The following is a 19,245-nucleotide window of genomic DNA, read 5'->3' as shown; positions in this document are numbered from 1 at the left end:
ATGAGAGTTTTGTTGATTTGCCGGCTTCAAAACGCAGTATTTCCAGGCTCCTCGAAATTTGATTGAACCAGGCGTATTTGAGTCCGTTTCTGCGCCGATACACTCCCAACGGGAGGAATCAAAGCGGTGCGTCGGGGGTCGCATTGCCCAATCAACGACCAGCTTTGAGGCCTTTTGTCGATGACCATGCCTGTTCCTGAACGCGATACGCGTATCGATGTACTGCGCGCGCTCGCTTTGCTTACCATTTTCGTCGACCATGTGCCCGGCACTGTCTTCGAAAACCTGACCTACAAGAATCTCGGCTTCTCCGATGCCGCCGAGGCCTTCGTGCTGATCTCAGGCATCTCGGTGGCGCTCGCCTATGGCAGCAAGTTCAAGCCGGGCGGCAGGCTCTTGTCGACGTTGAAGATGTGGCGGCGCGCCGGCGTGCTCTATGTCGCCCACATCGTTACCACGATGGTGGTGATAGCGATGTTTTGCGCCGCGGCGGCGTTCATCCACCGGCCGGACCTGTTGAAGATGATCAACATCGAGCCGCTGCTGAAGCATCCGCCGGAAGTGCTGCTCGGCATCGTCACGCTCGGCCATCAGCTCGGCTACAACAACATTTTGCCGGTCTATGCGGCGCTGCTGCTTGCGGCGCCGGTCTTCGTGCTGTTCGTCAGCTACAGGCCGGTTGTAGCATTGACGGTATCCGGCCTTCTGTGGCTGATTGCCGGGATCTGGCAGATCGCGCCGCCGAACTATCCCGAGCCCGGTCTCTGGTTCCTCAACCCGCTGTCCTGGCAGTTCCTGTTCAACATCGGCCTTGCCGTCATGCTGCATGTCAGGCGCGGTGGCACCATTCCGGTCAACCGCTGGCTGGTTGGTGCAGCCGGCGCCTATGTCTTGACGGCGCTGGTCTGGGTGCACAGTCCGCTCTGGGGCCAGATAACGTGGTTCGACCTGCCGGTGGTGATCGGCGGCTTCGACAAGACCTTCCTGTCGTTGCCGCGGCTGCTGCACATCCTTTCTGTCAGCTATCTGATCGTTGCCCTGCCGGCCGTATCGAACTTCTTCCGCACCAGGCCCGACAATCCGCTGGCGATCCTCGGCAAGCGCTCGCTGCCGGTGTTCATCGCCGGCACGCTGATCGCCATGGTGGCGCAGGTGCTGAAACTGATCAATCCGGGCGGCTTTGCCTATGACAGTCTGCTGATCGCTGCCGGCATCGCCATGCAGTTCGCGCTGGCGCTCTATCTCGAATGGCTCTCGGGTCTCGGCCCGGCCCGCGCAAAGCCGGCGCGCGACGAGCCCGGACGCGCTTCGTTTGGTGTTCGGCCGGTGCCGGCGAGGGTCGGTGGCTATTGAGATTCAGGCTTTTGGGACAGGGCCGGTCGAGGACCTGACGACAAGCTCGACGCCCATCGTCTCGCGCCGCACCGCGCCGTCATTGTCGAGGATCATGCGCGCGGCGCGGCGGCCGATCTCGGTGATCGGCTGGGCGATCGTGGTCAACGGCGGACGGCAGAGCGCGCCGTCCGGCACGCCGTCGAAGCCGACGATGGAAACGTCGCCGGGAACCTCGAGACCTCGCTCCGTCAGCCATTCGATCGCAATCAGGGCCATACGGTCCGACATTGCCAGGATGGCGGTGGGGGGCTCGCAGCCGGCGAAGATCGCTTCGAGGCCGGCCCTGGTGCTTTTTTCCTCGTTCTCTGTCTCGTAAACAGGGATATTCGTCGTATCGATGCCAAAGCGGGAAAGCTCCTCGAAATAGCCGGCGAGGCGGTCGCGCGTGCCTGTGTAGACGGCAGTGCGTATCACCTCCGGCGTGGCGAAGCCGGTTCGGCCGTCGGCGAAGGCCAGCGACAGCACGGCGAAGCGGCGATGGCCGAGCTCGGCCAGATGGCGCGCCGCGAGCCGCGCGCCGGCGACATTGTCGACGCCGATCGCCGACACGGTCTCGTCGTCGAAGCCGAGCTCCAGCGCCACGAAAGGCAGCTTGCGCTCGCGCGTCAACTCGACAAGGCGCGAGCCGCCCTCGATGCAGAACAGGATGAAGCCGTCGACGAGCGCGCTCTGGATGTTCCAGGCAAGCTTTTCCTGGTTGGCGGCCGATACCAGCGCGATCCCCGCGCCGGTGGCGTCGCAGGCTTCCGAAATGCCGGCCATCATGACGCGGGCGAACGGATCGTCGAAGAAGTAGGAGAGGGGCTCGGTCGTGGCGACGCCGATCGCATTGACCTTGCCGGCGCGCAGCAGGCGGCCTTTCGGGTCCGGACCGGAATAACCCATCGCGTCCGCCACCGCCTTGACGCGCTCGCGCACTTCGGCGCGCACGATCTCCGGGCGGCTGAAGACGTTGGAGGCGGTGCCATGCGACACGCCGGCGGCCTTGGCTATATCGGCCAGCCGGATGGGTTTTGAGTGGCCTTCAACGAATGATGCCATGTCTGTTCTCCGAGCACTGCAATACATGGACGCTGATCGATCCCTGGTCCATCTATCATTTTTGTTGGATCGATTCAAATTTCTGCTTGACTCCGGCTGGATGAGGTTTATGTTTGAATCGATCCAAGCAAAGCGGTGGCTTGGGATAAATTCGAGAGGAGGGTGCCATGCATCCCGTCAACTTTCTGTTCGAGGACCTCTACCGCGCCTATTGGAGCATCGGCACGGGCGCCGCGAGTGAGAAGCATCGCGACAGCGCGAGTCCCTGGAAACGCGACCTTCGCTTTATCGTGGAGCGCAAGCGCGGCTGAGTGTCGAATCTTTTTCGGGTCGATAGATTGTATCGATTCAATTTCAGGCAGGAGAGCAGTCATGCATCCGATCAGTCAACTGTTTCAGGATATTTATCGCAACTATTGGGGCATCTCGCCGGCGGCCGAGCGGCCGGAACGGCGGCGTGCCGCGGAGCCGGCGACGCGCAAGCGGGACCTGCGCCCGGAGCGCAGGTAGGGTCGGTGCAGGCGTGCTTTGCCATGCGGTTCCAAGCTGCGATCTAGCGGCGGGGGCGCCACAGCGCCGAGACTGCGATCGCCAGCCAGCCGGCGATCAGCAAGGTGCCGCCGATCGGCGCCGATAGCGGAAACAGCCGCGATCCGAGGAAATCGCGGGCGATGAGATCGCCGCAAAACAACAGCAGGCCGACGAACAGCGCCAGGCTTGCAATTCTGAGGCACCGGTTGCCGCCAGCAAGGCCGACGGCGACGAAGACCGGCGCATGCATCAGCAGGAAGTTCGCTGCCGTGGCGGTAAAGGCGCCGCCGCGATGCGCGGCCGCCGCCGACAGTGCCACGCCCGCCGCGCCGACGAGCCCGCCGGCCAGCACGAGGATTCGGCTGTCGCCGTTCGACGGTTGCTCGGCGAGGCTCATCCGGATGCTCCGTGCTTGTGGTGATCGGCAGCCCTTTCAGGACTCACCGGTTTCCAGCAGCATATGCCGCGCCCGCCGCGACTGGACAATCCAGTTGTAAGCAGCGCCCAGCGCCATCAGTACCGAGGTGCCGAGAAACACCGCCCGCATGCCGAAATGCCCGCCGACGAAGCCGCCGGCCAGCGGCCCCGCCACCTGTCCGACATATTGCGCCGAGATCGCCAGGCCCAGCACATTGCCGCCGACACCGTCCGGGATGTTGTGGCGGATGACGCTGGTGATACAGGGCAGCAGGCCGCCAAGCGCCAGGCCCATTAGGAACCGCAGCCCGATCAACTGCCAGCCTTCGGTGACGAAAGCTTGTGGAACAAGCAGCAATGCCGACACGGCCAGCGCGCCGACCACGACATTCCAGTGGCCGACACGGTCGGCGAGTTTGCCAAGCCATGACGCCGACAGGATGGTGCCGAGCGCAGCCGCCGACATCACCACGCCGGCAACCATCGTCACCCGGCTCTGGTTCTCGATCAACTGCTGCACATAGACGGTGATGATCGGCTCGATCGACATGGTGGCGAAGGCGAGCAGCATGCCGGTTGTCAGCATGGCGACGACCGGACGCTTGTCGGGGATCTGCGACCAGCCGCTTTTCGGCCTTGGATTGGAAGCGGCTTCCGCCGCTGGCGGATGCGGGTTTTCCTTGATTAGCAAGGTCGTCGCCAGGAAGGCAAGAAAGATGGCGCCACCGGAGAGCAGGAAGGTGGCGCGAATGCCGATTGCCGGCGGCAAGGCTCCGCCGAGCAGCGGCCCAACCAGCGACCCGGCCGTGATGCCCGCCGACAGCACGCCGAGCGCCCAGCCCGAGCGATCCTTCGGCGTCTGCATGGCGACAAGGATGGTCGATCCCGAGGAATAGCCTCCGGCAAAGCCGATCAGCAGTCTCAGCAGCACCAATTGCCAGACCGACCCGACCATGCCGGTCAGCGACATGCAGATCGCCATGCCGAAGCTGGCGCGCACCAGCATCAGCTTGCGGCCATAGCGGTCGCCGAGCCGGCCCCACAGCGGCGCCACCAGCGCCGCGGCAAAGAAGGTCGCGCCATAGGCGATGCCCGACCACTGCACGATCGCCGCATGGCCCACGGCGCCAAGCTGTTCGACGTAGAGCGGCAGGAAAGGCAGCAGCAGCGTCATGGCAATCAATATGCTGAACGAGCCGGCGAAGCAGACGGCGAGGTTGCGCCGCCAGTGGATGTTGTAATCGCTCTGTTCCGCGCCGCTCTCAGCCATTTCCTGCCTGCCCCGGACATCCGGGATTGTTCCGGATACCGTTTTGGGATACCAAATCGGTATCCGTCATGGACCCCCAACCCGGCCGCTGTCAATGCGGCTCCGAAAAGCGGAACGACAATGTCGCAGATGCAGAACGTCGAAAGGCAGCTTCGCGAGATGATCCTCGGTCTGGAAATCGGCCCGGGCGAGCGGCTGACCGAACGCTGGATCGAAAGCCGCTTCGGCGCCTCGCGCACGCCGGTCAGGGCAGCGCTGCTGCGCCTGGAGACGGAAGGATTGGTCGGCCGCGACGGCCGCGGCTGGACGGTGGCGCCGATCAACCTTGCCGAATTGGCGCAGATCGCGGTCTACCGCGAGGCGGTCGAGGTCGCGGCGGTCCGGCTGACCGCGGCGCTCGAGGACCGCAGCGCCGTCGAGGTGATTGCGGCGATGCTCGACTCCTGCGACGCCGACACGCCGCGCGAGGAATGGCATCGCGTCGGCATGGATTTCCACATCGAGCTGGCCAGATTGTCGGGCAACGAGTTTCTGCTGAGAGCCGTGCGCGATGCGATGACCAGGCTGTCGCGCGCCCGCTGGCTGGAAGTGCGCGACGAGCGGGCGCTTGGCCGCGCCTGGGCCGAGCATCACGCCATCCTGGCAGCCGTCAGGGCCGGCGACGCCGACGGCGCTGCGCGATTGCTCTCGGCCCATATCGCCGGCAGCCGCGACCGGCTGGTCGCTTCGCTGCGCGATGACCGTCGCGGCTTGCGCGCCAGGGGCTTTGCGGTCGTCGCCGCCTGATTGTGAGCGAAGGCGGTTTTAGGGCCTCGCTTCGCCGGCGCCGATGGCGTAAGAGCGGCGATGGAAAACAATCGGTTTGAAGTACCCGTGACCGTGAAGTCGGCCACGGGCGGGGCCAACCAGCTTTTGCGTACGGCTCGCGAGGCGTCGGATTATCTGCTCAACAGCTGGCCCGGCAAGCGCGGTCCTAGGCATCGCGAAGCGTTGCAGGCCTGCCACGATGCTCTCGCCGGCGACAAGCCGGCGATGATTGCCAGGCGCGCCTTCATCGCCGCTGCTCGTGAAGGGAACGTCTTCGTCAGCGACAAGGCGCCTGCCTAAAGCCCGAAAGTGTGCAGCGGTTTCGGGACAAAGACTGCTTAACAACAAAGACCTAAAGCATGTTGCGTGAATCTTTTTCACGCGACGTGCTTTAGCACGGTTCGGTCCCGGATAGGGTCTCACCGAACCGTTCTGGCAGCGCTATTTCGGGGCCGGCCGATCGCCGGCAGGCGGCCGGGCTACTTGGCCGTTTCCCCTTCGGCGTTGGTCTTGTCTTCGGGTTTCGAACGCTCCCTGGCTGCGACCTTGGCCGCCAGCTTCTCGGCCTTCTTCGCCGCCTTCAGCCGATCGCGCTCCTTACGTTCCTGATCGTAGTTCGGTGCTCGCGCCATATCGCTTCCTTTCATTGTGCTTGGCCCTGCCTAGGTGCATTGGACGGCAAACACAACAAGCATCGCGACGCGATCGGCGTGCATGGGATCGATCGGCCCGCGCGATCCAGGCTTGCAAGTTGGCTGGCACAATGGTGTAGGGAGCGCCGGGGTACGGTTCAAAGAACCGTTGATTGGGTTTCTGAATCAATTAACGCATGGCCACGATTTCACGCACCGCCGCAAAGGCGTTCTACTATGCGCGCAATTTCGCGCGCGACGCTGCTCCTCAGGCCTTTTTCCGCAGTCGGCTGACCAGCCGGCTGCAGCAGGCGCGGCTGTCCGATAAATCGGTCCGCGACCGGGTGAATTACTACAACAAGCTGGAGGAACCGTTCGTCCCGAGTCCGGCCGCGGTACCCGTCAACCGGCTGCCGTTTTCGCCCAGCATGTATTATTACGATCTCAAGGAATTCGCCCGCTACTTCGATCCCGGCCTGCTTGTCGACCTCGAATTCGGCGACGTCACGGGGGTGCCCGGACGTTCCCTCGATCGTCAAGGACCGGCCAATTCGCGCCGACAACGCGAACGCCGTGCTGATGAAGCTCGACAAATTCCGGCATTTCAACATGCCGGCCGACCGTGAGCGCTTCGCCGACGCTGCTCGTCCTCTACAAATATTTCGCGCTCAGCGGCCAGATTAAACCAGACCCCGAAATCTGGCGTTTTATCGCGGGCTCTCAGATGTCGCTGCGGTCGAGCACCAGATCGGCCCGGCCGAAGCGGTCCCTGGCCGTGAATTGCTGGTGCCAGTAGGGATAGAGCACCGGCGGCCGGCTGACGGCGTCAAGTTGCTGTCGCTCCTCGGTGGTCAGCGCCAGGGCAGCCGCGGCAAGATTGTCCTTGAGCTGGGCTTCGTTGCGGGCGCCGATCACCAGCGAACTGACGGCAGGGCGGCCGAGCAGCCAGGCCAATGCCACCTGCGCTGCGGACACACCCCGTGCGCTGCCGATCTCGACCAGTTGATCGACGATCCGCCACAGCCGGTCCTCGTCGCGGATCGGCGGTTCCGACCAGCCGGCGAGCTGGCGCGCGGTCGGGCTGTCGCGGCGGTATTTTCCCGAGAGCAGCCCGCCGGCAAGCGGACTCCACACCAGCACGCCGAGGCCCTGGTCGACCGAGATCGGCAGCAATTCGTATTCGGCCTCGCGCGCCTCCAGCGTGTAGTGGATCTGCTGGGTGACGAAGCGCGGCTGATGGCGGCTGTCGCTGATCGCCAGCGCCTTCATCACCTGCCAGCCGGAATAGTTGGAGCAGCCGACATAGCGCACCTTGCCCTGGCCGACCAAAGTGTCGAGAGCCGCGATCGTCTCCTCGAGCGGCGTGAGGCCATCCCATTCATGCAGGAAATAGATGTCGATGACGTCGGTCTTCAGCCGCCTCAGGCTCATCTCGCATTCGCGGATCAGATGATGGCGCGACAGGCCTTCGTCATTGGGTCCGGTACCGATCCGCATGCGCGCCTTCGAGGCGATCAGCACGTCGTTCTTGCGCTTGCCGCCGAGCGCCTCGCCGATGATCTCTTCCGACAGGCCGTTCGAATAGACATTGGCGGTGTCGATGAGGTTGATGCCGGCATCGATGCAGGTATCGATGATGCGCCTGGCTTCCGAGAGATCGGAATTGCCGACGGCCGCGAACGGGCCCGCCCCGCCGAACGTCATGGTGCAGAGCGTCAGTGTCGAAACCTTCAGGCCGGAACGGCCAAGCGTGCGGTATTCCATGTCGGTCCTCGCGATTTCGTTGAAGGGACGCGCCGCCATCGGCGGGGTCGGAATGAGACAAGTATTTGTAGGACAATTGCCGCGTCTTGTCGCCCCCCGCGGAACCGTGGCCCAATCACATCGCATGGCCGGGCGGCAGCGATGCCGGCAGCGATTTCCTGCAATAAAACCGTCACCGCCGGTCTATATTGAAGTCGGCTCAGGACGGGTGCCCGTCGCCGCGGCGCACCGTCCTCCCGACAGAGGCAGGCTGGCACGCGGAGCATCAGAGATGAACGAGACCAAACCGAATTCCGGGGCCAAGGACTGGCTGGAAGCGGAACTCGCCGACACGCTCGACGAGGACTATGAGCTGGAGCTGTCGGAGCCGGCGCTGTCGCTGGAGATCGCCAAGATCTACAAGCAGTCGCATCCGCCTTCGATCGAGCGCATGCAATATTTCCGCGACCTGCTGAGGCTGCAATCGGAACTGATCAAGCTGCAGTCCTGGGTCGCCTATCACAAGAAGAAGCTGGTGGTGATCTTCGAGGGCCGCGACTCCGCCGGCAAGGGCGGCGTCATCAAGCGCATCACCCAGCGCCTCAACCCGCGTATCTGCCGCGTCGTGGCGCTGCCGGCGCCGACAGAGCGCGAGAAGTCGCAATGGTATTTCCAGCGCTATGTGCCGCATCTGCCGGCCGGCGGCGAGATCGTGCTGTTCGACCGCTCCTGGTACAACCGCTCCGGCGTCGAGAGGGTGATGGGTTTCGCCACCCCGGATCAGGTGGAAGAGTTCTTCCATGACGTGCCGGAATTCGAGCGCATGCTGGTGCGCTCCGGCGTCACGCTGGTGAAATACTGGTTCTCGATCACCGACGAGGAGCAGCAGATGCGCTTCCTTATGCGCATCCATGATCCGATGAAGCAGTGGAAGCTGTCGCCGATGGACCTGCAGTCGCGCGTGCGCTGGGAGCAGTACACCAAGGCCAAGGAAGAGACTTTTGCCCGCACCAACATTCCGGAGGCGCCGTGGTTCATCGTCGAAGGCAACGACAAGAAGCGGGCGCGGCTGAACTGCATCGACCACCTGCTGCAGCAGATGCCTTACGAGGAGGTTCCGCATGAGGAGATCACGCTGCCGGAACGCGTCTTCAATCCGGAATATGAGCGCCAGGTGCTGCCGCGCGAGCTCTACGTGCCGGCGAAATACTGACGCCGATTATGCGGCAGCCCGTTTCGGCATGACCGCGAACGGGCTGAGGCCGAGCCACGTCTGCATCTTGGCTGCGATGTCGAGGTCTCCCGTCAGCGCCACTTTGTCGCGCTCCTTGTGGACCGTCGTCAGCCCCATCCAGATCGACGTCATGGTGCACAGGTCGGTCGAGACATAGAGATCGACCTCGAATCCCGGATCGTACCAGCAAAGGTCGACCTCGCCGTGCTTTTCGACGATCAGCCACCACGATCGTTTCGACGCCGGCAGGTCGTGATACAAAAACTGTATCACCGTGCGTCCATCGGGCAGCGGACTGGGGTTCAGGTTGCGGCGCATGTCCCACATCAAGAGCGACGGATCGAGGTTCTTGAGCGACAGCCTGGCTTCCACCCATTTTTGACCCCAGAACCCCATCGCCTCGACCACCGGGCGCAAATCCTTGCCGGCTTCGGTGAGCCGGTATTCGAAAATGCCCTTCTCAGTCGCCAGCTCCGCCCGTTCGACGATGCCGGCGGTCTCGAGTTCCTTCAGCCGCTGCGACAGCAGCGTCGGCGACATTTTGGGGACGCCGCGGCGCAGGTCGTTGAAGCGCGTCGATCCCGCCACCAGCTCGCGCAGCAGCACCATCGTCCAGCGCGTGCATAAGAGTTCCGCTGCCATCGAGAGCGGGCAAAACTGCTTGTATCCGGCTTGCGTCATCTGTTGGCCCCCGTCGTTGAGCCGAACCATAGGCGCTAACCGCCCCTGCAGCCAGTACAGAAGCTGTACCGGCATGCCCGGTACAGATCGGTGACTGGAGCGGTCCGGCGTTGTCGTGGGAGGCAGCGGTCACGTCACCGGGCTTTTCGGTGCCGAACAACAATGGAGACTTACGACCGTGACTGTGTATGTGATTGCCGACATCAAGGTGAAGGACGACAAATGGGTGCCGGCTTACGCGGCCTCGGTGCACGATCTGGTGCACAAGCATGGCGGCCGCTATCTGGCGCGCAGCGGCAATGTGAAGACGCTCGAGGGCAAGCCGCTCGACACCAGCCTGATTGCCCTGATGACATTTCCGTCGGCAAAGGCGGCGGAATCCTTCACCACCGATCCGCAATACGCGCCCTACGTCGCTGCGCGTCAGGCCGGCAGCGACAGCCGCTTTCAGCTGATCGACGACACCGACCTGGCCGGGACGATTTCCTATCTGCCCAAGGGCTGAGCAAAAAGCCGGAACGCGGCAAATCCGCGTTCCGGCGATCTCCCGTCGGCCTCAGGATTTGCGCTTGATGATGACATGCGTGGCATCGGTCGTGGCAACCTGTTCGGTGCATTGATAGCCGAGCTTGAGCATGTCGAGGCCGGCGAAAAGGTGCTCGCCGGAGCCGAGCAGCAGCGGCGAGATCGCCAGATGCATCTCGTCGATAAGCTGCTCTTGCAGATACTGCCTGACCGTCGAAACGCCGCCGCCAACCCGCACATCCTTGCCGCCGGCCGCTGCCTTCGCCTGTTCGAGAGCCGAATGGATGCCGTCGGTGACGAAATAAAAGGTCGTGCCGCCTTCCATCACGATGGGATCGCGCTTGTAATGCGTCAGCACAAAGGTCGGCACATGATAGGGCGGGTTGTTGCCCCACCAGCCCTTCCAGCTGTCATCCGGCCACTCGCCGCGGATCGGCCCGAACATGTTGCGGCCGAGAATCCAGGCGCCGACATTCTCGAAGCTGCGCGCCGCGAATGCCTCGTCCGTATCCGTGGTCCCGCCATCCTTGCCGATCATCTGATGGAACGAGCGGGTCTTGATCATCCATTTGTGCAGATTTTCGCCACCGACGCCCAGGGGTGTGTTGAGACTCTGATGGGGCCCGGCGCCGAAACCGTCGAGCGACAGGGTGAAAGCATTGACACGCAGCTTGGACACGATTGCCTCCTAAACCAGTTGTAATTTGCAAGTGGTTAATGGGTAACTCGACTGATTGCGTATTGCAAGCGGTATTTTGGAACACGGTCGAGGCGGCGCGGAAAAAACCGGTTACTTGCGCAACTGGCGCTCAGTTGCATCGAGCATGCGCTCAACGGCAAGACGCAATGGCGGCAAACTGTCAACCACCACGGCCCAGACAATCACGTCGGAGGTCTTGTGACGCAGGATGTCGCCTTATCCCACGAATCTGTTTCCAGGGAATCTCTGGAGCAAGGCCGGTCAGATCGTCTGGAATGTGCCGGGCGGCTTCGGAAATGATCTCGATGCCGCGCTCGACGCCATGGCGAAGCAGCCAATCGGTGCGAAAGTCTTCCAATGTCTTGCGGGCGGTAGCGGCAGCGATGCCATCCAGGGCGGCGAGGATCTCGGCCAGAATCGGCTTGACCCGGCGGGGTGCCATCAGAATATGCGCACGGCGGATCGTTCGATATCGGCCTTCAACATCGGATGGAGGCTGTCTCGTGTGGTGATGTCGATTTCCGCCGACATCTTCTCTTCGAGAAATTGTTTGATGCCGACGAGGTCGATCAGAGAAAAGCGCCGCACCGGATCATAGTCTATGAATAGATCAAGATCGCTGTCTGAACGTGCATCGCCGCGCGCAGCCGACCCAAACAGATAAAGCGAAGTCGCGCCCATGCCTCTGATAGCATCTGCGTTCTTCCGCAACCGTTCGATCACTTCATTCCTGCTCATGGTTCTATTCTAACGGATCCCGTCAGAATTCCAAAATCGCATGGCGCCTACCTACCCCTTCAGCATCTCCGCCACTTCCGGCGCGAAATAAGTCAGGATGCCGTCGCAGCCAGCGCGCTTGAAGGCGGTCAGCGATTCCAGCATCGCCTTTTCGCCGTCGATCCAGCCATTGGCGGCGGCCGCTTTGATCATCGAATATTCGCCTGAGACCTGGTAGGCGAAGGTCGGCATCTGGAACTCGTCCTTCAGCCGGCGGATGATGTCGAGATAGGGCAGCCCCGGCTTGACCATCAGCATGTCGGCGCCTTCGGCCAGATCCTGCTCGGCCTCGCGCACTGCTTCGTCGGAATTGGCGTGGTCGATGTAATAGGTTTTCTTGTCGCCCTTGAGCAGGCCGGCGGTGCCCACCGCCTCGCGATACGGGCCGTAAAAGGCGGAGGCGAACTTCGTCGCGTAGGACATGATCGCCACGTCTTGAAACCCGTTGGCGTCGAGCGCGTCGCGGATGGCGCCGATGCGGCCGTCCATCATGTCGGACGGCGCGATGATGTCGGCGCCGGCCGCTGCCTGGATGACGGCCGCGGCGGTCACCTGTTCGACAGTCTCGTCATTGACGATGATGCCGTCGCGCAAAATACCGTCATGACCATGGCTGGTGAATGGGTCGAGCGCGGCATCGGTGATAATGCCGACCTCCGGCACCGCGTCCTTGAAGGCGCGGGTGGCCCGGTTGATGACATTGTCCGGGTCGAGGATGTGCGAGCCGGTCTGGTCGCGCAGCGAAAGCTCGACATTGGGAAACGTGGCGATCGCCGGAATGCCGAGCTTTGCCGCGCGCTCGGCCTCCTTCACCGCGAGGTCGATGGAGAGGCGAAAGACGCCGGGCATGGCGGCGATCGGCTCGCGCACTTGTGTGCCGTCGATGACGAAGATCGGCCAGATTAAATCGTCGACCGTCAGCCGGTTCTCCTGCACCAGCCGGCGCGACCAGTCGGCCTTGCGCATGCGCCTGAGACGCCGGCTGCCGGTGATCTCGTCGACGCTGCGCGCGCCGGCAGGCTTTGCGGGGGTGAATTTGTTCATCGCCAAAAACTCTCGTTTGGCCGGCTTTTACCACGCACGCCCGGCACTGACCAATGCGACACGATTGTGCCAGCTGCTCAGGGTTGCGGCCGGCCGCCAGACCGGCGCGGACCCGCCGGCATTGACGCATCCATGCGCCGCCTTTAGCACTTTCAGTCCCCGTAAGGGCCGAGAGAGGATTCTCTGGTGAAGGATTTTGGCGGCGGCGACGAGATCCGCTTCGAGCGGCTGGGCAAGGCCGGCGTCGTCACGCTGACGCGGCCGCAGGCGCTGAACGCCGTCACGCACACCATGGTCAAGGCGCTCGGCAAGGCGCTTGATGCCTGGGAAGGCGACGCCGGCGTTGAGGTTGTGGTCGTCAAGGCCGAGGGCAGGGCGTTCTCGGCGGGCGGCGACATCCTGCACATCTACGAGGCCGGCCGTGCCGGCAGGCCGCCGGTCGATTTCTTCGCCGACGAATACCGGCTCAACGCCCGTATCGCCCGTTTCGAGAAACCCTATGTCGCGCTGATCGACGGCATCGTCATGGGCGGCGGCGTCGGCATCTCCTTCCATGGCTCGCACCGGGTGCTGACCGAGAACGCGCAGTTCGCCATGCCGGAAGTCGGCATCGGCTTTTTCCCCGATGTCGGCGCCAGCCACCTGCTGCCCGGTCTCGGCGGCAGCTTCGGCATGTATTTGGCGTTGACGGGAAATCGCATCCGCTATGGCGATGCGCTGTGGTCGGGCCTGGCAACGCATACCGTCAGGGCGGCGGATCTGGCCGGGCTGCTCGACGGGCTGGCGGCATCGGGCGATGCGGAAACGACGCTGCGCGGCTTTTTCTCGCCGGCAAAGCGCGAGACCGAGCGGCCGCAACTGGAAGCGATCGCCCGCCATTTTTCGCAACCCTCGCTTGGGGGCATCATCGTCAGCCTGGACCGGGCGGCCGCCGCCGACGCCTTCGCCGCCAGGACGCTGGCGACGATCACCACCCGCTCGCCGACCAGCCTCAATGTCGCCTGGCGCGAGATCAGCGCCGGGCTGGCCCTGTCGATGGACGAATGCATGAGAATGGAGTTCCGCATCCTCAACCGCATGCTGGCCGGCCATGACTTCTACGAGGGCATCCGCGCCGCTATCATCGACAAGGGCTCGAAGCCTGCGTGGCGGCCGGCAAGCCTGAGCGAGGTGAGCGCCGCCGACATCGACGCCTATTTCGCGCCGCTTGGGCCTCGGGAGCTGGAGCTATGAGCGAGGTCACCTCCAGGCGCGTGGTGCTGCAGCCCTCGACCACCGAGGTCATCTTCGCCTGGTTCCAGCGCGTGATTGCCGGCTACTGCCTGCTGTTCGGCATCCTCTACTGGATCCGGCTGATCGGCATCTATCCGGGCGAGCTCTGGCGCTTCGACCTGATGCCGGTGCATTGGCAGGTGGCGGCGGCGACACTCGCCGTCTTCTTTCCCTTCGCCGCCGCTGGCCTGTGGATGCTCGCGTCGTGGGGACCGGTGATCTGGTTCATCTGCGCGGCGACCGAGATCGCCATGTATGCCGGCTTTCCCGACCTCTTCGGTCACCGGCCGCTGATCGTCGTCTCGCATGCCTGCGTGGCGTTGCTCTATGTCGTCTTCCGGTTGACCATCTGGCTGCAGAAACGCCAACTCCGGCAGTAGGCTGCCCATGCCTGGTTTCGGGCCTGAACTCGCGGCCACGGTTGCCCCGCAACGGCAATGCCTAAACCTTTAGGTTAATTAATCTTGCTCGCGTGACCGTTCGTTAAGCCTCTTTCGAAACCTCTTGCCGGTAAGCTCTTGTTAGCTCTGGCGTTTAAGTCGAATTTTATGAGTATTCGATAGTGTCGCGATCAAGGTGAAGAACAAAAAATCACCGGGCGACAAACGAGAGGCTAAGACAATGATCAATTCGCGTCCGGCGGCGAAAACCGCCAACGTATCCGACGACCGCCGCGAGGCGATCCGTTCGCTGTACATGGAATCGCTGCAGCTGGTGGAGCGCCTGCACCGCCGCCTGCTTGACGTGATCAAGGACGAATTCGACCGCAACGGCCGTTCCGACATCAATGCCATCCAGGCGCTGCTGCTGTTCAACATCGGCAATTCCGAGCTGACCGCCGGCGAGCTGCGCTCGCGCGGCTATTATCTTGGCTCGAACGTGTCCTACAATCTGAAGAAGCTGGTCGATCTCGGTTTCATCAACCACCAGCGCTCGCGCATCGACCGCCGTTCGGTGCGCGTCTCGCTGACGCCGAAGGGCAACGAGGTGGCCGACGTCGTCGCCGGCCTCTACGAGCGCCATGTCGGCTCGATCGAGCAGGTCGGTGGCATCAACACCGACGAGTTCAAGCAGATGAACCGCGCGCTCCAGCGGCTGGATCGCTTCTGGAACGATACGATCGCTTACCGGATGTAAGGGGCAGCTGAAGCTCGAACATTCAAGCCGTGCCGCAGAAGCACGGCCGGGGTAGAAAGTCGAGGACCGGTGCCGAAAAGCACCGGTCTTTTCTTTCATCGCACCGCAGCAAGCAAATCGCGGGGCAAGGCCACGTTGCCGCCATAATCGCGGTGAAAGCGAGAATGCGGGTGGTGCTGCGGGCGAGGGCCGTGCGCACGCTCGAACCTGGCCACCGCTGCGCGCTCTACGCACAAGTGATGCGGGTCATGGTTGGCTAATTGTTAAGATTGCCAACCATAGAGTGTGGGCAAGCCGCCCGGCAGAGCGAAATTGAGCGAGATCGAACGCCGCAGAATGTCTGGAACGTCCATGAGAACCAGCCGCCGTTTCTTCCTTTCCGGAGCCTCCGCGCTCGCTGCCGCTCTGGTGGCGAACCGCGCCAGCGCGCAGGATGTGGTCGGGGATATCCTGAAATCCTCGACCCGCGGCAATTGGGACGACCAGTTCGACGCCCGCGCCAGCGAGGGCGGCAAGGTTGCCTCGACGCTGCCGATCTTCAGCCTGCAGACCGTCGCCTTCACCGAGCAGGCGGTGACGCAGTATCAGAACATCGTCGGCCAGGGCGGCTGGGAGCAGGTTCCGGCGACCAAGAAATTGCAGCTCGGCGTCGACGATCCCGACGTCGTGCCGCTGCGCAAGCGGCTGATGATTGCCGGCGACCTTTCGCAGAGCGCCGGTATCTCGACGGCCTTCGATTCCTATGTCGACTCGGCGGTCAAGCGCTTCCAGCTGCGTCACGGCCTGCCGGCCGACGGCGCCATGGGCAAATACACCTACGCCGCGATGAACGTCTCGGCGCAGATCCGCCTCGGCCAGCTGCAGACCAATTTGCAGCGCCTGCGCGAGAAGGCCGGCACGCTCGGCAGCCGCTACGTGCTGGTCGATATTCCGGCAGCGCAGGTGGAAGCCGTCGAGAACGACCGCGTCGTGCTTCGCCACACGGCAATCGTCGGCAAGATCGATCGCCAGACGCCGATCGTGAATTCCAAGATCAACGAGATCATCGTCAATCCGTACTGGAACGCGCCGGTCTCGATCGTGCGCAAGGATATCATTCCGCTGATGCGGAAGGATCCCAACTATCTCAAGGACAGCCATATCCGCCTGTTCGCGCCGGACGGCAGCGAGGTCGATCCGATGACGGTCGACTGGTCGACGGACGACGCCGCAAAATACCGGTTCCGCCAGGATCCGGGCGCCGGCAACGCCATGGCCTCGGTCAAGATCAATTTCCCGAGCCCGGATGGTGTCTATATGCACGACACGCCGCAGCAGAGTCTGTTCGGCAAGCTGATGCGTTTCGACTCCTCCGGCTGCGTGCGCGTCCAGAACGTGCGCGACCTCGTCACCTGGGTCCTGCGCGACACGCCCGGCTGGGATCGTCAGCATTTCGAGGCGGCGATCAAGACCGGCGAGAATACGCCCATTCAGGTCGTCAACCCCGTGCCGGTGCACTTCCTCTATCTGTCGGCATGGTCGACGGGGCCTGGCGTGGTGCAGTTCCGCGACGACATTTACGGCCTCGACGGCAATAGCGAGCTGCAGATCACGTCCGCCCTCTAATTATCTGGTATTGTTTTAAAAAGGCCGCCGACGGGCGACCTTTTTTGTTGGAACAGGTCGAGCGCGCCGAGCTGCGGAAAATGTTCCGCCGCGGCGACATCAACAATCAAGTGGCTCGCAAGCAGTCACCGAGATCACCTTCTTCAAAGCGATGCTGCAGGGCCGCGAGCCGCGAGAATAGCCTTCGGACCGCTGTCTTGCCGCAAACCGGCCAGCAAATTTCGCGCTGCAAACGTGGCGGGCCTAGAACAACTGTGTTAATGGCCGCCGAACTTCCAGCAGCCCTCGAACCTCAAGGATTTCAGGCCATGTCAAACGCAGCGGCAGCCTCCAGCAAATTCGAATCCTTCTTCGAGACCACGCTTGCCGACGCCGATCCGGAAATTTTCGGCGCCATCCGCAACGAGCTCGGCCGCCAGCGCCATGAGATCGAGCTGATCGCCTCGGAAAACATCGTTTCCCGCGCCGTGCTCGAAGCGCAGGGCTCGATCATGACCAACAAATATGCCGAGGGCTATCCGGGCAAGCGCTACTATGGCGGCTGCCAGTTCGTCGACGTGGCCGAGGAGCTGGCCATCGAGCGCGCCAAAAAACTGTTCGGCTGCAATTTCGCCAACGTCCAGCCGAATTCCGGCAGCCAGATGAACCAGGCTGTGTTTCTGGCGCTGCTGCAGCCCGGCGATACCTTCATGGGCCTCGATTTGAATTCCGGTGGCCATTTGACCCACGGTTCGCCGGTCAACATGAGCGGCAAGTGGTTCAAGGTCGTCTCCTACGGCGTGCGCAAGGACGACCACCTGCTCGACATGGACGCCATCGAGAGAACCGCGCATGAGACCAGGCCCAAGCTGATCCTGGCCGGCGGCACCGCTTATTCGCGCATCTGGGACTGGAAGCGTTTTCGTGAGATCGCCGACGCCGTTGGCGCCTACCTGATGGTCGATATGGCGCATATCGCCGGCCTCGTCGCCGGTGGCGTGCATCCGTCGCCGCTGCCGCACGCCCATGTCGTGACGACCACGACGCACAAGTCGCTGCGCGGCCCGCGCGGCGGCATGATCCTGTGCAACGACGAGGACATCGCCAAGAAGATGAATTCGGCGGTGTTCCCAGGCCTGCAGGGCGGCCCGCTGATGCATGTCATCGCCGCCAAGGCGGTGGCGCTCGGTGAGGCGCTGAAGCCGAGCTTCAAGGTCTATGCCGAAAGCATCGTCGCCAACGCCAAGGCGCTGGCCTCAAGCCTTCAGGAGACAGGCCTCGACATCGTCTCCGGCGGCACCGACAACCATCTGATGCTGGTCGACCTGCGCCCCAAGAACGCCACCGGCAAGCGCGCCGAGGCCGCCCTTGGCCGCGCCAACATCACCTGCAACAAAAACGGCATCCCCTTCGATCCGGAAAAGCCCTTCGTCACCTCGGGCGTGCGTCTCGGCACGCCGGCCGGCACCACGCGCGGCTTCGGCCAGGCCGAGTTCCGCGAGATCGGCAAGCTGATCGCCGAGGTGCTGGACGGGCTGAAGGTGGCCAATTCCGATGAAGGCAACGCGGCGGTAGAGGCTGCTGTCAAGGCCAAGGTCACGGCGCTGACCGATCGCTTCCCGCTCTATCCCTATCTCGGTTGACCAGCCGCTACGCGTCATCTTTATTCTCTGCCATGCGCCGCTCCTCGATCGGGCGGCGCAGCTTGCTGGAGACTTGATGATGCGCACTTTCCGCCTTGCCGCCTTGGCCCTGTTGGGTTCGTTGCCCGCTTTCGCAGCCTCCGGCGCATTTGCCCAGGAGCAGACGCAGCCGAGCACGGATATGCCAGCCACCAACACCTTCGGCCGCTGGACCACGATTATCGACACGCTCGACACCGGCCAGGACTCCCACAAGACCTGTGCGGCCTCGACGGCATTCGTCGACGGCATCGGCAATGCGGGCACGCTGACGCTGTCGATCTCGACCGGCGACGCGCTGCCGCCCGACGCCTATCCCGCCATCATGATCACCATCGACAACAAGGATCTGCCGACAGGCAAGACGATCGCCGCGACCTTCGGCGACCCAGGTGTCAAGGTTTCCGCCACGGTCCATTCCACCGATGCCGTCAACGGCCGTCCCGGCTGGATGGTCGACAACCAGGCCAAGATCAGTCTTGCCCTGTTACGCGCCATGCGCAAGGTAACCTCGCTCGACGTCGTTTTTGGCAAACAGGCGGTGGCCAGCATCCCGATGGACGGCTTCACCAAGGCCTATAAAAACCTCGGTACGTCCTGCGGCTTTCCGACCAAGGACGTCGCGCCCTGATGCCCAGCAAAGGATGAACACAGCAATCCGGCGGACATTGGCGGCGGCGCTGGCAATCTTCATCCCGCCTCGCTATCTCTGGGGCACGAAAGCTTGATGCATTGCCATTGCGGCAAAAGGCACTAAGCCTTTCCGCCACCCG

At 63.1% G+C, this 19,245-nt stretch carries 24 protein-coding genes; 14 read left to right on the top strand and 10 right to left on the bottom strand.

Translation table 11 applies throughout. The features are described from left to right. Nucleotides 1-180 precede the first annotated feature (180 nt). On the top strand, nt 181-1,353 hold the full coding sequence (locus FJ974_RS19430) for an OpgC family protein (protein WP_140538486.1): 1,173 nt from the start codon (nt 181-183) through the stop codon (nt 1,351-1,353). A 3-nt stretch (nt 1,354-1,356) separates the two neighbouring features. Here the strand turns inward: FJ974_RS19430 and FJ974_RS19425 are convergent, their stop codons facing one another. Next, on the bottom strand, nt 1,357-2,436 hold the full coding sequence (locus FJ974_RS19425) for a LacI family DNA-binding transcriptional regulator (RefSeq protein ID WP_140538485.1): 1,080 nt from the start codon (nt 2,434-2,436) through the stop codon (nt 1,357-1,359). Between the two features lie 167 nt (nt 2,437-2,603). Here FJ974_RS19425 and FJ974_RS19420 point away from each other — a divergent pair, with 167 nt between their 5' ends. Both FJ974_RS19420 and FJ974_RS19415 read left to right on the top strand, forming a co-directional pair. Next, nucleotides 2,604-2,747: a hypothetical protein gene (locus FJ974_RS19420; protein ID WP_181177304.1), complete on the top strand. Its 144-nt coding sequence runs from the start codon at nt 2,604-2,606 to the stop codon at nt 2,745-2,747. Between the two features lie 61 nt (nt 2,748-2,808). Continuing rightward, nucleotides 2,809-2,946 (top strand): hypothetical protein, encoded by a 138-nt coding sequence (locus FJ974_RS19415; RefSeq protein ID WP_181177303.1) that lies wholly within the window; start codon nt 2,809-2,811, stop codon nt 2,944-2,946. 43 nt (nt 2,947-2,989) lie between these two features. Here the strand turns inward: FJ974_RS19415 and FJ974_RS19410 are convergent, their stop codons facing one another. Then, nucleotides 2,990-3,364, bottom strand: a complete 375-nt coding sequence (locus tag FJ974_RS19410) for a DUF423 domain-containing protein (protein WP_140538484.1) — start codon at nt 3,362-3,364, stop codon at nt 2,990-2,992. 36 nt (nt 3,365-3,400) lie between these two features. After that, the gene (locus FJ974_RS19405; RefSeq protein WP_140538483.1) at nt 3,401-4,654 is read right to left on the bottom strand and encodes a multidrug efflux MFS transporter; all 1,254 of its coding nucleotides are present in this window, start codon (nt 4,652-4,654) and stop codon (nt 3,401-3,403) included. Between the two features lie 120 nt (nt 4,655-4,774). Between FJ974_RS19405 and FJ974_RS19400 the strand changes: the two genes are divergently transcribed. Together FJ974_RS19400 and FJ974_RS19395 are read left to right on the top strand one after the other, a co-directional pair. Next, nucleotides 4,775-5,440 (top strand): GntR family transcriptional regulator, encoded by a 666-nt coding sequence (locus FJ974_RS19400; protein ID WP_140538482.1) that lies wholly within the window; start codon nt 4,775-4,777, stop codon nt 5,438-5,440. 87 nt (nt 5,441-5,527) lie between these two features. Further along, a complete protein-coding gene (locus FJ974_RS19395) occupies nt 5,528-5,761 on the top strand; it encodes a DUF982 domain-containing protein (protein ID WP_264296759.1) in 234 nt (77 codons plus the stop codon). A gap of 179 nt (nt 5,762-5,940) precedes the next feature. On the opposite strand, the gene FJ974_RS19390 is transcribed toward FJ974_RS19395, so the two are convergent. Further along, entirely contained in the window at nt 5,941-6,093 is a 153-nt protein-coding gene (locus FJ974_RS19390) for a hypothetical protein (protein WP_140538480.1), read from the bottom strand. Between the two features lie 197 nt (nt 6,094-6,290). Between FJ974_RS19390 and FJ974_RS19385 the strand changes: the two genes are divergently transcribed. Next, the gene (locus FJ974_RS19385) at nt 6,291-6,719 is read left to right on the top strand and encodes a hypothetical protein (protein ID WP_181177302.1); all 429 of its coding nucleotides are present in this window, start codon (nt 6,291-6,293) and stop codon (nt 6,717-6,719) included. 94 nt (nt 6,720-6,813) lie between these two features. Here the strand turns inward: FJ974_RS19385 and FJ974_RS19380 are convergent, their stop codons facing one another. Continuing rightward, on the bottom strand, nt 6,814-7,857 hold the full coding sequence (locus FJ974_RS19380; protein WP_140538514.1) for an aldo/keto reductase: 1,044 nt from the start codon (nt 7,855-7,857) through the stop codon (nt 6,814-6,816). A gap of 271 nt (nt 7,858-8,128) precedes the next feature. Between FJ974_RS19380 and ppk2 the strand changes: the two genes are divergently transcribed. Continuing rightward, the gene (gene ppk2 / locus FJ974_RS19375) at nt 8,129-9,049 is read left to right on the top strand and encodes a polyphosphate kinase 2 (RefSeq protein WP_140538479.1); all 921 of its coding nucleotides are present in this window, start codon (nt 8,129-8,131) and stop codon (nt 9,047-9,049) included. Between the two features lie 6 nt (nt 9,050-9,055). On the opposite strand, the gene FJ974_RS19370 is transcribed toward ppk2, so the two are convergent. Further along, on the bottom strand, nt 9,056-9,751 hold the full coding sequence (locus FJ974_RS19370; RefSeq protein ID WP_140538478.1) for a winged helix-turn-helix transcriptional regulator: 696 nt from the start codon (nt 9,749-9,751) through the stop codon (nt 9,056-9,058). A 178-nt stretch (nt 9,752-9,929) separates the two neighbouring features. Between FJ974_RS19370 and FJ974_RS19365 the strand changes: the two genes are divergently transcribed. Next, complete coding sequence (locus FJ974_RS19365; RefSeq protein ID WP_140538477.1) at nt 9,930-10,256, top strand: DUF1330 domain-containing protein; 327 nt, start codon at nt 9,930-9,932, stop codon at nt 10,254-10,256. A gap of 51 nt (nt 10,257-10,307) precedes the next feature. Here the strand turns inward: FJ974_RS19365 and FJ974_RS19360 are convergent, their stop codons facing one another. From FJ974_RS19360 to hemB, 4 genes are all read right to left on the bottom strand, one after another. Further along, entirely contained in the window at nt 10,308-10,955 is a 648-nt protein-coding gene (locus FJ974_RS19360) for a dihydrofolate reductase family protein (protein WP_140538476.1), read from the bottom strand. 181 nt (nt 10,956-11,136) lie between these two features. Continuing rightward, nucleotides 11,137-11,418, bottom strand: a complete 282-nt coding sequence (locus tag FJ974_RS19355) for a DUF86 domain-containing protein (protein ID WP_319023040.1) — start codon at nt 11,416-11,418, stop codon at nt 11,137-11,139. After that, a complete protein-coding gene (locus FJ974_RS19350) occupies nt 11,418-11,714 on the bottom strand; it encodes a nucleotidyltransferase family protein (RefSeq protein WP_140538475.1) in 297 nt (98 codons plus the stop codon). Before FJ974_RS19350 ends, FJ974_RS19355 begins: the two co-directional genes overlap by 1 nt. 51 nt (nt 11,715-11,765) lie before the next feature. After that, entirely contained in the window at nt 11,766-12,797 is a 1,032-nt protein-coding gene (hemB, locus tag FJ974_RS19345; protein WP_140538474.1) for a porphobilinogen synthase, read from the bottom strand. A gap of 183 nt (nt 12,798-12,980) precedes the next feature. On the opposite strand from hemB, the gene FJ974_RS19340 reads away from it, so the two are divergent. From FJ974_RS19340 to FJ974_RS19315, 6 genes are all read left to right on the top strand, one after another. Further along, nucleotides 12,981-14,030, top strand: coding sequence for an enoyl-CoA hydratase/isomerase family protein (locus FJ974_RS19340; protein WP_181177306.1), 1,050 nt, complete (start codon nt 12,981-12,983; stop codon nt 14,028-14,030). Next, nucleotides 14,027-14,449 carry a DUF6163 family protein gene (locus tag FJ974_RS19335; RefSeq protein WP_140538472.1) on the top strand — a complete coding sequence of 141 codons (423 nt, stop codon included), beginning with the start codon at nt 14,027-14,029 and terminating at the stop codon, nt 14,447-14,449. The genes FJ974_RS19340 and FJ974_RS19335 overlap by 4 nt, the downstream gene beginning before the upstream one ends. A 241-nt stretch (nt 14,450-14,690) precedes the next feature. Continuing rightward, the gene (gene ldtR, locus FJ974_RS19330) at nt 14,691-15,206 is read left to right on the top strand and encodes a transcriptional regulator LdtR (RefSeq protein WP_013896002.1); all 516 of its coding nucleotides are present in this window, start codon (nt 14,691-14,693) and stop codon (nt 15,204-15,206) included. Nucleotides 15,207-15,557: 351 nt separating this feature from the next. Further along, nucleotides 15,558-16,811 carry a L,D-transpeptidase family protein gene (locus FJ974_RS19325; RefSeq protein ID WP_140538471.1) on the top strand — a complete coding sequence of 418 codons (1,254 nt, stop codon included), beginning with the start codon at nt 15,558-15,560 and terminating at the stop codon, nt 16,809-16,811. A gap of 308 nt (nt 16,812-17,119) precedes the next feature. Further along, nucleotides 17,120-18,433, top strand: coding sequence for a serine hydroxymethyltransferase (glyA, locus tag FJ974_RS19320; protein ID WP_140538470.1), 1,314 nt, complete (start codon nt 17,120-17,122; stop codon nt 18,431-18,433). Nucleotides 18,434-18,512: 79 nt separating this feature from the next. Further along, a complete protein-coding gene (locus tag FJ974_RS19315; protein ID WP_140538513.1) occupies nt 18,513-19,103 on the top strand; it encodes a hypothetical protein in 591 nt (196 codons plus the stop codon). Nucleotides 19,104-19,245 lie beyond the last annotated feature (142 nt).

The organism is Mesorhizobium sp. B1-1-8, from assembly GCF_006442795.2.
Lineage (GTDB): Bacteria > Pseudomonadota > Alphaproteobacteria > Rhizobiales > Rhizobiaceae > Mesorhizobium.
Note: the sequence above shows the minus strand (reverse complement) of the source record. Positions and strands in the feature narration are given on the sequence as shown.

Bases quoted from the DNA above. Each gene is read 5' to 3' on its own strand.
- FJ974_RS19430 (WP_140538486.1), top strand. From the start codon at position 181: ATGACCATGCCTGTTCCTGAACGCGATACGCGTATCGATGTACTGCGC.
- FJ974_RS19425 (WP_140538485.1), bottom strand. From the start codon at position 2,436: ATGGCATCATTCGTTGAAGGCCACTCAAAACCCATCCGGCTGGCCGAT.
- FJ974_RS19420 (WP_181177304.1), top strand. From the start codon at position 2,604: ATGCATCCCGTCAACTTTCTGTTCGAGGACCTCTACCGCGCCTATTGG.
- FJ974_RS19415 (WP_181177303.1), top strand. From the start codon at position 2,809: ATGCATCCGATCAGTCAACTGTTTCAGGATATTTATCGCAACTATTGG.
- FJ974_RS19410 (WP_140538484.1), bottom strand. From the start codon at position 3,364: ATGAGCCTCGCCGAGCAACCGTCGAACGGCGACAGCCGAATCCTCGTG.
- FJ974_RS19405 (WP_140538483.1), bottom strand. From the start codon at position 4,654: ATGGCTGAGAGCGGCGCGGAACAGAGCGATTACAACATCCACTGGCGG.
- FJ974_RS19400 (WP_140538482.1), top strand. From the start codon at position 4,775: ATGTCGCAGATGCAGAACGTCGAAAGGCAGCTTCGCGAGATGATCCTC.
- FJ974_RS19390 (WP_140538480.1), bottom strand. From the start codon at position 6,093: ATGGCGCGAGCACCGAACTACGATCAGGAACGTAAGGAGCGCGATCGG.
- FJ974_RS19385 (WP_181177302.1), top strand. From the start codon at position 6,291: ATGGCCACGATTTCACGCACCGCCGCAAAGGCGTTCTACTATGCGCGC.
- FJ974_RS19380 (WP_140538514.1), bottom strand. From the start codon at position 7,857: ATGGAATACCGCACGCTTGGCCGTTCCGGCCTGAAGGTTTCGACACTG.
- ppk2 (WP_140538479.1), top strand. From the start codon at position 8,129: ATGAACGAGACCAAACCGAATTCCGGGGCCAAGGACTGGCTGGAAGCG.
- FJ974_RS19370 (WP_140538478.1), bottom strand. From the start codon at position 9,751: ATGACGCAAGCCGGATACAAGCAGTTTTGCCCGCTCTCGATGGCAGCG.
- FJ974_RS19355 (WP_319023040.1), bottom strand. From the start codon at position 11,418: ATGGCACCCCGCCGGGTCAAGCCGATTCTGGCCGAGATCCTCGCCGCC.
- FJ974_RS19350 (WP_140538475.1), bottom strand. From the start codon at position 11,714: ATGAGCAGGAATGAAGTGATCGAACGGTTGCGGAAGAACGCAGATGCT.
- hemB (WP_140538474.1), bottom strand. From the start codon at position 12,797: ATGAACAAATTCACCCCCGCAAAGCCTGCCGGCGCGCGCAGCGTCGAC.
- FJ974_RS19335 (WP_140538472.1), top strand. From the start codon at position 14,027: ATGAGCGAGGTCACCTCCAGGCGCGTGGTGCTGCAGCCCTCGACCACC.
- ldtR (WP_013896002.1), top strand. From the start codon at position 14,691: ATGATCAATTCGCGTCCGGCGGCGAAAACCGCCAACGTATCCGACGAC.
- FJ974_RS19325 (WP_140538471.1), top strand. From the start codon at position 15,558: ATGAGAACCAGCCGCCGTTTCTTCCTTTCCGGAGCCTCCGCGCTCGCT.
- glyA (WP_140538470.1), top strand. From the start codon at position 17,120: ATGTCAAACGCAGCGGCAGCCTCCAGCAAATTCGAATCCTTCTTCGAG.
- FJ974_RS19315 (WP_140538513.1), top strand. From the start codon at position 18,513: ATGCGCACTTTCCGCCTTGCCGCCTTGGCCCTGTTGGGTTCGTTGCCC.